Genomic DNA, 10340 nt, shown 5'->3' with positions numbered 1-10340 from the left:
TGCTAAGCAGAATAAAGAAGTTCCAGAATTAACTTAATAAGGGGAAATCCATGCAAAAATTATTTGCAATCTTAGGGTTATTGGCAGTGAGCAGTGCAAGCTTTGCAGCAGACGCACCAACATCAGGTGGTGGCTTTTTACAAAGCGGTGGTGGATCGCTTGCCTTTTTAGCGGTATTTATCTTAATCTTTTATTTCTTACTCATTCGTCCACAGAGTAAACGTGCAAAAGAGCACCGCAAATTGCTGTCTGAGTTAACGAAGGGTGATGAAGTTGCAACCAGCGGTGGTGTGTTAGGTAAAGTCTCTAAGGTAGAAGAAAGCATTGTAACGATCGAAATCGCTAATGGCATTGAGATCAAAGTACAAAAAAGCGCTGTTTCTGCTGTATTGCCGAAAGGAACAATCAAGTAAGAGATAAAGGCCTATTATGGTAAAACGAGATTCTTGGTGGAAGGTACTCCTTCTGCTGTTTGCAATTGTTGTCGGTACGATTTATGCGATACCGAACTTATTTGGTGACGATCCTGCGGTTCAGGTCATTGGCCGTCGTGGCTTTGAGGTGACGAAAACACAAGTGAATTTGGTTAAAGCTGCTTTAGCCAGCGATCAAATTAGCTATCGTGATTTGTCATTGAATAAAGGGAGTTTGTTGCTGCGCTTTCATACGCAAGGCAGTCAGCTCAAAGCGAAAGATGTCATAGAAAATGTCTTGAGCTCTTCTCAGTATGTTACCGCGCTGGATTTAGTGCCGGCCACACCGATGTGGCTTTCTAATCTAGGGGCTGCGCCGATGAAGTTGGGGCTGGACTTGCGTGGTGGAATCCATTTTGTTCTGCAAGTGGACATGCAAACGGTGTTGCGCAATCAGGCTGAAAGCTTCTTACAAGAAATTAAGATGAAGTTAGCCAGCCAGCATATACCTTATAGTGCGATGCGCCTTGCTCCTGAAAAAGCCAGTGTTGAAGCCCCTGAGTTGATTATCCAAGCGAATGATACCGATGCTGTGAAGAGTATGGTCAGTAAAGAACTCGGCTCTCAGCTGGTGCTCTTGCCAAAATCTGATGCGAAGACACTGTATTACCGCTTAAGTGATGATACGGTTGCCCAAGCGAAAAAATCAGCCTTATCTCAAACAGAAACGGTGATGCGTAATCGTGTTAATGAGTTGGGTGTGGCTGAGGCTTCTGTGGCTTCACAAGGTAAAAACCGTGTTGTTGTAGAATTGCCAGGAGTACAAGATGCGGCTCAAGCCAAAGAGTTGATTGGTGGTACAGCAACACTGAAGTTTATGTTAGCGGACCAGACTCACTCTGTAGAAGCGGCTGTGAAGGGCCAAAACATTCCTGGTTCGACGGTGTACTGGACGGATAAAGAACGACCTGTTTTACTCAAAAACCAAGTGATCTTAACTGGTAAAGCGGTGGTTGGCGCAACCGTTGGTTTTGACCAAGATAACCGCCCAGCGGTCAATGTGCGTCTGACTGGAAATGAAGTGAGTAACTTCTCGAAAGTCACTCGTGAGAACATTGGCAAAGGCATGGCGGTTGTTTTAGTACAAACAACACTGAGCTCGAAAAAGGTGGATGGTAAAGACGTTTTTCATCGCAAAGTTTCACAAAGCGTCATTAGCGTTGCAACGATTCAGCAAGCGCTGGGTAATAGCTTCCAGATTACCGGGATTGGTGATGTGAAAGATGCCCAAAGTTTAGCGATCCAGATTCGTGCAGGAGCATTGCCGGCACCGGTGCAAATCGTTGAAGATCAGGTCATTGGTCCGACGTTGGGAGCACAAAACATTCATATTGGTTTAGTGTCGCTTGCTGCGGCGATGATTGTAACCTTGCTCTTTATGTTGGTCTATTATCGTGCTTTTGGTATTTATGCCAATATTGCGTTGATTTTAAATATGATCTTCTTATTTGCGATCATGTCGGTGATGGGGGCGACGATGAGCTTGCCTGGAATTGCCGCAGCCGTGCTGCATATTGGTATGGCGGTCGATGCCAATGTATTGATCTTTGAGCGAATACGTGAGGAGCTGCGCGCGGGGACGAGTCCGCATAAAGCGATTAACGAAGGTTTTGGCCGAGCGCTAGCAACGATTATCGACTCTAACTTAACAACCTTAATTGTGGCGGTTGTCCTGTTTGCTATTGGTACAGGTTCAGTCAAAGGGTTTGCTGTGGTATTAATCATTGGTATTGTCACGTCGCTCTTTACAGCGGTGACAATGACACGGGGGTATGATTAATCTTGTTTACGGCAATCGACCAATTAAGAAACTTTCCATAGGTATTTAACGGGGTTAAGTATGGAGTTTTTTTAAAAAATCAAACAAATATTGATTTTCTTGGTTTACGCCGTTGGGCGGGAATTTTCTCGTTAGTGATTTGCTTGGGAAGTATTGCCATTATGGCGGTGAAGGGCCTTAATTGGGGACTGGACTTTACTGGTGGCTATTCTGTGCAGGTTAGCTATGCAAAAGCCCCAGACCTTACTCAAGTTCGTCATGCGCTAGAAGCGGCTCATTTTCGTGAAGCACGAGTGACGACCTATGGAAGTACACGCGATTTGCAGATCCGCTTTGCTCCACAAGAAGGTCAAACGGCAGGCTTAAGTGAAACTCAGCAAGGCGAGTTAAAAGTAAAACTGAAAACAACACTGACCTTAGATCAGCCGGTTGAGATTAAGTCCCTCAACTATATCGGTTCTGAGGTGGGTAGTGAGATGGTTCAGCAAGGTATTTTAGCCATCATTGTGTCTGTTCTTGCAATTATGGTGTATGTTGCTTTGCGTTTTGACTATCGTTTTGCGATCAGTGCCGCGGTGGCATTAGCGCATGATCCGCTGTTAATCTTAGGTATTTTCTCACTGTTCCATATTGAGTTTACCTTGATTTCTTTAGCTGCTTTGCTGGCTGTGATCGGTTTCTCATTGAATGATACTGTCGTGATTTATGACCGAATTCGTGAGAACTTTCGTAAGATGCGTAAAGGTACACCGGTTGAAGTGGTTAATCGTTCGATTAATGATACTTTGTCACGGACATTAATGACCTCCGGCTTAACCTTGGTGGTTGTGGTGATTCTATATGTCTTCGGTGGGCCGGCTTTGCAGCCATTTGCTCTGGTTTTAATAATTGGTATTTTGATTGGAACTTATTCATCAATTTATATTGCGGGCGCTTTGTCTATTAAGCTAGGTATTAATCGATTGTCAATGATGCCTACTAAAAAAGAAGAAGATAGCCGACCTTAAATAAGGTGGCTAAATGAAGCTATGCAGAGTAAATAACCATGGACGAATGTCCATGGTTTTTAGTCGTAACTTTATGAAAGGGATGTAATAACTGCGGTATTTTTATATTTTTAAGTGGCAATGAAAATATACGGTGCCACTTTTTTAATATTGGCTTTGTCTTATTAGCGTGAAAAATAGTTATATGTGGCAAAGATTCTTGTAGATGGCTGGATTTTGGAAATTGCTGGCTAGTGGGTTTGTCTTTGTTATAATCAGGAGTGTTTTGTGCAAAACAAAAAATATGCGTATTTTGTAGGTGTTGTTGGCGCCTTAGCAGGGTTATTATTCGGAATCGACCTTGGTGTTGTGGCGGGTATCCAAGATTCTTTGCAAGCATCATGGAATCTTAGTATTCATCAGATCGAATTTGCAATTAGTGCGATCCTTTTTGGTGCAGTTGTGGGCTCGATTATTAGCAGCTATTTAACACGTGTCTTTGGGCGGAAAATTATTTTGCTCACTAGCGCTTTTATCTTCACTGTGGGCTCAATCATTTCAGCGATATCAGTAGACTATGAAATGTTAGTGCATACCCGAATTTTTTTAGGTTTAGCACTTGGGATGGCAACATTTACGGCTCCACTTTATTTATCAGAAATTTCGCCTAAAGAGATTAGAGGACGTTTAATTGCGCTTTATCAGTTGATGATTACCATCGGTATTGTTGTTGCTTATATCAGTGATTTGTATATTATGCACCTTCAGAATAATCAAGTTGTTAGCTCGGCAGAGGCGTGGCGTTGGATGTTAGGAGTTGTTGCTTTTCCATCGGCGATCATGTTTCTCAGTATTCTTTATTTACCGCGTAGCCCGCGTTGGCTTATGCTCAAAGGCAGAACAGAGCAAGCGAAAGCGACATTGAGCACGTTGGCAAGTCATAACGATATTAATCGCGAATTTAATGCAATCAGCCAAAACTTAACTCAAAAAATGTAATTTGAAGTCATTATTAAAAAATAAGAAATTTATCAGTGTTATTTCCTTGGGTATTGCTTTACAGCTGATACAGCAATTTTCAGGAATGAATGCCGTTTTATATTATGCTCCGGCGATGTTTAAGTCTGCTGGCTTTTCAAGCTTAAATTCAATGAATATCACTGTGCTGATTGGCGTAGTCAATGTAATTAGCACTTTTTTTGCTTTAGGTTTTGTTGAAAAGATAGGTCGTCGTAAACTTCTTTACATCAGCGCATGTATGATTTTAGCCTCAACGATCACCTTAGCATTAATATTTAACCCACATGCTTCGACGGCAATTGCAACACTATCTATCATTTGTATTATGGTGTTTATCTGTGGTTTCGCGATTGGTTATGGGCCTGTTGTCTGGATTTTATGTTCAGAGATTTATCCGTTGCGCGGTCGAGAATTTGGCATTATGTGTTCAACAGCGGCAAATTGGTTAGGTAATAGCTTAATTGCTTCGTATTCACTCTCTTTAATGACGTCAATTGGAACGAGTCATTTCTTTTTATTGCTGGCAATCTTTGCGGTGATTAGCCTGATTGTATTTATAATATTTGTGCCTGAAACTAAAAATATTAGTTTAGAGACGATAGAAGCTAATCTTTGGAAAGGTAAACGGCTGCGTCAGCTAGGTCAGGCAGCATAGCCATACGAAATATGAAGCATCAAATAGGCTTTAAATTAGTATGGTTTTTATTTATTGTCAATGTGGTGTTTTTGATTTTTATAAATTAGTTGAGTGTTATTAAAGAGGCTGGGAAGGAGATAAAAATTACAATGAAAAAGTTGATTGTGTTAATTAGCTTATTGTTTTGTAGCATGATTGGGTTTGCAGCGCCTGAGAAAAAGCTGATTTTATACTGGGAGCAGTTTAATCCGATTTCTAAGCAGGTGATTTCTTATCAGGACTGGGCTGCTTTTTTGAAAGAAATATACCGTTAAAAAAGGCACACATGTTTTTGTGCTTTATAACAAAGTAACGCCAGCAGATAAGCAAATGTTGAAAAATTTTATTGATCGCATGGGAAAAATAAATGTGATTAATTTGAACCGGGACCAGCAATTGGCTTATTGGATTAATTTGTATAATGCTGAAATTATTTATGTAATTTTGGAAAATTATCCTGTAAAAAGCATTATGAAAATATCATCAAACTGGTTTTCACATGGGCCTTGGGATCAAAAAATGATTCGGGTAGATAATCGCAGCATTAGCTTAAATGATATAGAGCACGGTATTATCCGGCCGATTTGGAATGACCCGAGAACACATGCTGCGTTAAATTGTGGTTCTTGGAGCTGCCCTAATTTGCAACAGATACCGTATCAGGGGAAAATTGTTTATCAACAATTAAATAAAGCGACTTATGAGTTTATTAATAGTCCAAGAGCGGTTACTGTCAAAGGCGACCAGTTAGAGCTGTCACAGATTTTTGATTGGTATAATGTTGACTTTAACAATGATGAGGGTGTTAAACGATTTATTCTATTGTTTGCAGATAAAAAACTGAAACAAGAAGTAAAAGCAACGACAGTAGTGAAATATCAAGGCTATGATTGGTTGTTAAATCAAGAATCATAGCTATAGTATTTAAACTGGTATTGAGATAATAGTAGGAATAAAAGCCAGCTTTTGTTACTAAAACATTAACATCTGGCTCTTTTGTTATATTTTATATTGAGTTAAAAATAGACTGATTGCCTGCTGTATTGTTTCTTCTTGTTCAGCGCTACTCGGTTTTTTAGAAAACCCTAGCATGACGGGCCAATAGAGGTGCTCTTTGGTCAGGCCGATAAATTGGCTGGTGGCAATTTCAATATGATCGATTTTAAGCCGTTTTTTCTTAACTTGTATTTTGAAATAGTCCATCAATGCTGAGGAGAAAGGCGCTCGATTTTTCGAGAGTAAAGAGTGGGCAAGGCTTGGGAAATTCTCAGATTCAGCGATTAAAATTCTCAAAAAAGCGCAAGGTATCGGGCAAGTATAAAAAAACGGTAAAAAACTTGACAATAATCGCTAAGATCCTGTTCCAAATTAGTATAGCTCCATTTAAAACTCTCAATAGAGTAGTTATCTGCAATATCGTGCCAGTGATTACCGAGAACCTCTTGGAATAAAATACTTTTATCTGCATAGTGATGGTAGGTTGTTTTTTTAGACACGTTTGCCGCTTTACTGATTTGATCCATGCTGGTGTGGCTAAAGCCTTGCTCTAAAAAAATGTGATTTTGCTGCGGCCAAGATGGCCTCACGCTTTAATTCTGAACGCGTCTTAGTCATAAAGTGATACACCCTTAAATCTATAAACTACACAGTGTAGTTTACTTTTTAATTTTTGTCTGTTAGTATTGTAAGCGAATTCATTATGAGTCCATAGGGCTTATTCCTTCTTGTGTACACGTATCGTCTATTTCTAATTAAGTTACAGTGAGGTGAGGTGAGGTGAAGAGAAGATTATGTCGTTAAATTTAATAAAATCAGAAAACTATATCAATGGTCATTGGTTGCGCGCAGACAATGGGCAAACATTTCAGGTCATGAATCCTTTTGATAACAGTTTGATCGCAGAGGTCCCTGCATGCGGTGCTGCTGAGGCAGAAAGAGCCGTCAGCGCGGCTCATGGGGCATTAAAGCCTTGGCAATGCTTAACAGCTAAAGAGCGAGCGAATTACTTATTGAAATGGGCAGAATTGATTGATGAGAACAAAGAACAGCTTGCTGAGTTAATGACAAAAGAGCAAGGCAAGCCATTGGCAGAGGCGCGAGGAGAGATTGATTTTGCGAATAGCTTTGTGCGTTGGTACGCTGAAGAAGCAAAACGTGCTTATGGTGATGTTATTCCTGCTAACCAGCCAAACCAGCATATTTTAGTTACAAAGCAGGCGGTTGGCGTGGTTGCTATGATTACCCCCTGGAACTTTCCTGCAGCAATGATCACTCGTAAAGTAGCACCGGCTTTAGCCGCAGGTTGCACAACGGTGATTAAACCCGCAGAAGATACGCCTTTGACGGCTTTAGCCTTGATGGCACTTGCGGAGCAGGCTGGGCTACCTGCAGGAGTGATGAATGTAGTGACTGGTAATCCGGCTCAAATAGGTCGTGTATTCACTGAAGATCATCGCGTGCGTAAAGTTTCCTTTACAGGGTCTACTTCGGTAGGCAAGCAATTAATGCAACAATCTGCCACTACCGTTAAAAAAGTTTCTTTAGAACTCGGTGGGCATGCGCCTTTTATTATTTTCTCCGATGCTGATTTGGAAAAAAGCGTTGATGGAGCGATTGCCTCTAAGTTTCGTAATACTGGGCAAACCTGTGTTTGCGCGAATCGAATTTATGTGCATGATGACATTTATGAGCAATTTATCGAACTATTTAAGAAAAAAGTAGCAGCATTAAAGGTGGGCAATGGTTTAGAAAAAGGCGTAGTGCAAGGGCCTTTGATCAATAAAGCGGCTATTGAAAAAGTTGAGCGTCATGTTCAAGATGCCTTAAAACGTGGGGCGCGGCTGATTTTTGGAGGACAGCGTGTTGCTGATGATAAATTATTATTTGAGCCAACGATTTTAGCTGATGTTGATCATTCGATGCTAGTCAGTTATGAAGAGACCTTTGGCCCTGTTGCTCCGGTGATACGCTTTCGCTCAGAAGAGGAAGTGATCGATGCAGCAAATGACACACCTTACGGTTTGGCGGGTTATTTTTATAGCCGTGATATTGGACGGGTATGGCGAGTGGCCAACGCTTTGGAGTATGGGGTTGTGACTGTGAATGGTGGAAATTTTGCAACTGAAGTTGCTCCTTTTGGGGGAATTAAGGAGTCTGGCATCGGCCGAGAAGGCTCTTATTATGGTCTCGATGAGTTTTTGGAAACAAAATATATCTGCATGTTTGAATAAATTTAGTATAACTACATGTAATTATTGGAGAAAATTTTATTTTCTCCCTCTTTCACTTCCAACATTATGCTTTCTCGCTTGGCTTTAGCTATGTTGCGCTGCTTATTTGTAATCTTTTAAAGTTTACTGTATTACTAGATGTTTTATCGAGTGAAGGAATTTGAATTTTGGAGACAACGAGAGCGCACGGAGATGTTGCTGGCACAGGCTTTTTTGCAAGACTTTTTGATTTAAAACAACGCCAAGTCAACACGATTGCGATGATTACTTTCTGGAGTCAGTTTGCAGTTTATACCCTAAATACGATTTTAGTTCTCTATTTAACACGACCACTTTGGCAAGACGGCTTAGGTTTATCTGAAGCTCAAGCTTACGCCTTTATGGGGGTGAGTCAGGCAATGGGCTATTTGATGCCGATGATGGGCGGTTTTATGGCTGATAACATCGTAGGGGTGCGACGGTCGATTCTGATTGGAAGCTTACTCTTAGCGCTTGCTTATGGTTTGGTCATGGTTAGTGGGCTTTTCGTCGCTCAAGCAGGGGCGGCTTTATTTATTGCCGCTTATGCCTTGATTCCCTCAATGAACTCGTTATTGATGGGGACAGCTTCAGCATTAGTTTCACGGATTCACAGCGATGATGAAGCGCGTGCGAAAGGAGGCATGACCTTATACTACATGTCAATTAATATCGGTGCGTTGTTGGCAACAATTATTGCGCCTCAGCTACTTGATAGCAAATACGGCCCATTATCGATTTTTGCGGTGGTGTTTATTGGTAAGTCACTGTCTGCTTTGAATTTTGCTTGGCGTTACCGCTTATATAACAATGTGATCGAGGCTCTAGATAAGAATAAAATACAGCTTAAACAAACAGTAAAGTTGATTGGCTATTTAGTCGTTATTTATGTTTTTACGTTGTTTGCTTATTTTAATCCAAACATCTCCAGCTATATTATCGGTGCAGGTTGTACTGGCGGAATCGCTTGGTTTTTGTGGGAAACAATGCGTCTATCTGGAGAAACCCGTATTAACCTGTGATGATTATTATCATGGGCTTGTTATTACCTAAGTTTTATGAGCGTTTCCCTAGGTTTAATATCCCTTATCAGTTTGCCGTCGGTGTTGCGCTGGCCGGAATTGGCTTATTAGCGATGTGGTATGGTTGTGCACACGCGCATCAGGGGATAGTCAGTGGTAATTATATTGTATTAACTTACTTTTTAATTACGATTTCAGAGCTTTTTGTCAGTGCTGTTGGTTTGAGCATGATCGGTTTGTACTGTGATATGCGTATGATCGCCTTTGCGATGGGGGCTTGGTACTTGGCGTGTGCAATGTCTAATGTGATTTCTGGGCAGCTCGCACAACTTGTTGCTCTCCCGGCTGGCAAAGTCACGGCCTTAGAAGGTATTGGTTTATATACTAAATATTATCTAATCATGGGTGGAGTGACGCTAGTCATTGGAATGGTAATGTTTTTTATTGCAATTTTAGTCAAGAAATACATGGACAGTAAGCAGATCAAGGTTGCTTAGCTTAATTAGGATAAACTTTTAGTTAATACTCGCTTGCAGCAGCTGAGGCTTCTTAATGTATAACCTTGTTAGCTGCTGCGAAGCTGAGCTTTTCACTGATTTTGACTTGCCTTGATTTTCAAGCTTTCATCAATTTTTTGACGTGCTTGATCATTCAATAAGTGATAACCCATTACATATTTAGTATGCAAGATGAGGGCTTCGTTATTGAATACTTTGTCGAGGAAGCTGAGTACTTTGTTCATAAAATGTCTCCTACCATTTTTAGGGTTTAACTGTCTGACTTTGGATCAGGCGAGGGCATCATAAATCAAATTTGTGCGAAGCACAACCCCTGATATGAAGATAGTTTAAATTTTTTTTGATTAAGAAAAAAGTAAAGGAATATTACAGTTTGATTAATTCTGTATTAATCCTTCCTTAGCCGTCTACATTTTCTCTAGGTAGTCGTTGGCGCAGATAATATAATCACCCTGAGATGTCTTGAAAAACCCTCAGACATCCTACAGTTATAATATACAGTCATGTATCCATCTGATTGCTTAGTTAAACAGCCTTGCCAAACTCGAGTTTATTGATGAATAAACCAGTCATCACATCATGTATCTTTTCGCACTTTGAAAAAACTGTCTTGCATG

13 protein-coding genes are annotated in these 10340 nt (G+C 40.7%); 10 read left to right on the top strand and 3 right to left on the bottom strand.

The annotated features are described in order from the left end of the window. Nucleotides 1–50 precede the first annotated feature (50 nt). From yajC to BGC07_RS01900, 7 genes are all read left to right on the top strand, one after another. Nucleotides 51–413 (top strand): preprotein translocase subunit YajC, encoded by a 363-nt coding sequence (gene yajC / locus BGC07_RS01920; RefSeq protein WP_069311746.1) that lies wholly within the window; start codon nucleotides 51–53, stop codon nucleotides 411–413. Between the two features lie 16 nt (nucleotides 414–429). Continuing rightward, nucleotides 430–2253: a protein translocase subunit SecD gene (gene secD, locus BGC07_RS01915; RefSeq protein WP_235602836.1), complete on the top strand. Its 1824-nt coding sequence runs from the start codon at nucleotides 430–432 to the stop codon at nucleotides 2251–2253. An 89-nt stretch (nucleotides 2254–2342) separates the two neighbouring features. Continuing rightward, nucleotides 2343–3260, top strand: coding sequence for a protein translocase subunit SecF (gene secF, locus BGC07_RS01910; protein WP_069311745.1), 918 nt, complete (start codon nucleotides 2343–2345; stop codon nucleotides 3258–3260). A 267-nt stretch (nucleotides 3261–3527) separates the two neighbouring features. Further along, the gene (locus BGC07_RS22940) at nucleotides 3528–4238 is read left to right on the top strand and encodes an MFS transporter (protein ID WP_077216703.1); all 711 of its coding nucleotides are present in this window, start codon (nucleotides 3528–3530) and stop codon (nucleotides 4236–4238) included. Nucleotide 4239: 1 nt separating this feature from the next. Next, the gene (locus BGC07_RS22935; protein ID WP_077216702.1) at nucleotides 4240–4914 is read left to right on the top strand and encodes an MFS transporter; all 675 of its coding nucleotides are present in this window, start codon (nucleotides 4240–4242) and stop codon (nucleotides 4912–4914) included. Nucleotides 4915–5045: 131 nt separating this feature from the next. After that, nucleotides 5046–5210: a hypothetical protein gene (locus tag BGC07_RS20420; RefSeq protein WP_158006836.1), complete on the top strand. Its 165-nt coding sequence runs from the start codon at nucleotides 5046–5048 to the stop codon at nucleotides 5208–5210. A 55-nt stretch (nucleotides 5211–5265) separates the two neighbouring features. Continuing rightward, nucleotides 5266–5850: a DUF547 domain-containing protein gene (locus BGC07_RS01900; RefSeq protein WP_139121583.1), complete on the top strand. Its 585-nt coding sequence runs from the start codon at nucleotides 5266–5268 to the stop codon at nucleotides 5848–5850. 84 nt (nucleotides 5851–5934) lie between these two features. Here the strand turns inward: BGC07_RS01900 and BGC07_RS01895 are convergent, their stop codons facing one another. Further along, nucleotides 5935–6228 (bottom strand): TetR/AcrR family transcriptional regulator C-terminal domain-containing protein, encoded by a 294-nt coding sequence (locus BGC07_RS01895; RefSeq protein ID WP_139121582.1) that lies wholly within the window; start codon nucleotides 6226–6228, stop codon nucleotides 5935–5937. Next, nucleotides 6225–6521, bottom strand: a complete 297-nt coding sequence (locus tag BGC07_RS01890) for a TetR/AcrR family transcriptional regulator (RefSeq protein WP_069311743.1) — start codon at nucleotides 6519–6521, stop codon at nucleotides 6225–6227. The genes BGC07_RS01895 and BGC07_RS01890 overlap by 4 nt, the downstream gene beginning before the upstream one ends. 204 nt (nucleotides 6522–6725) lie before the next feature. On the opposite strand from BGC07_RS01890, the gene BGC07_RS01885 reads away from it, so the two are divergent. The 3 genes from BGC07_RS01885 to BGC07_RS21100 all read left to right on the top strand — a co-directional run bounded on the left by BGC07_RS01885 (nucleotide 6726) and on the right by BGC07_RS21100 (nucleotide 9702). Continuing rightward, entirely contained in the window at nucleotides 6726–8165 is a 1440-nt protein-coding gene (locus BGC07_RS01885; protein ID WP_069311742.1) for an NAD-dependent succinate-semialdehyde dehydrogenase, read from the top strand. A gap of 167 nt (nucleotides 8166–8332) precedes the next feature. Then, the gene (locus BGC07_RS21105; protein WP_201258093.1) at nucleotides 8333–9205 is read left to right on the top strand and encodes a POT-type proton-dependent oligopeptide transporter; all 873 of its coding nucleotides are present in this window, start codon (nucleotides 8333–8335) and stop codon (nucleotides 9203–9205) included. Then, nucleotides 9205–9702, top strand: coding sequence for a POT-type proton-dependent oligopeptide transporter (locus BGC07_RS21100; protein WP_235603334.1), 498 nt, complete (start codon nucleotides 9205–9207; stop codon nucleotides 9700–9702). Before BGC07_RS21105 ends, BGC07_RS21100 begins: the two co-directional genes overlap by 1 nt. A 92-nt stretch (nucleotides 9703–9794) precedes the next feature. Here BGC07_RS21100 and BGC07_RS20415 read toward each other — a convergent pair whose 3' ends face one another. After that, entirely contained in the window at nucleotides 9795–9947 is a 153-nt protein-coding gene (locus BGC07_RS20415) for a hypothetical protein (protein ID WP_158006835.1), read from the bottom strand. Nucleotides 9948–10340 lie beyond the last annotated feature (393 nt).

The organism is Piscirickettsia litoralis, from assembly GCF_001720395.1.
In the GTDB taxonomy this organism is placed as follows: domain Bacteria; phylum Pseudomonadota; class Gammaproteobacteria; order Piscirickettsiales; family Piscirickettsiaceae; genus Piscirickettsia; species Piscirickettsia litoralis.
Note: the sequence above shows the minus strand (reverse complement) of the source record. Positions and strands in the feature narration are given on the sequence as shown.

Bases quoted from the DNA above. Each gene is read 5' to 3' on its own strand.
- yajC (WP_069311746.1), top strand. From the start codon at position 51: ATGCAAAAATTATTTGCAATCTTAGGGTTATTGGCAGTGAGCAGTGCA.
- secD (WP_235602836.1), top strand. From the start codon at position 430: ATGGTAAAACGAGATTCTTGGTGGAAGGTACTCCTTCTGCTGTTTGCA.
- BGC07_RS20420 (WP_158006836.1), top strand. From the start codon at position 5,046: ATGAAAAAGTTGATTGTGTTAATTAGCTTATTGTTTTGTAGCATGATT.
- BGC07_RS01900 (WP_139121583.1), top strand. From the start codon at position 5,266: ATGTTGAAAAATTTTATTGATCGCATGGGAAAAATAAATGTGATTAAT.
- BGC07_RS01885 (WP_069311742.1), top strand. From the start codon at position 6,726: ATGTCGTTAAATTTAATAAAATCAGAAAACTATATCAATGGTCATTGG.
- BGC07_RS21100 (WP_235603334.1), top strand. From the start codon at position 9,205: ATGATTATTATCATGGGCTTGTTATTACCTAAGTTTTATGAGCGTTTC.
- BGC07_RS20415 (WP_158006835.1), bottom strand. From the start codon at position 9,947: ATGAACAAAGTACTCAGCTTCCTCGACAAAGTATTCAATAACGAAGCC.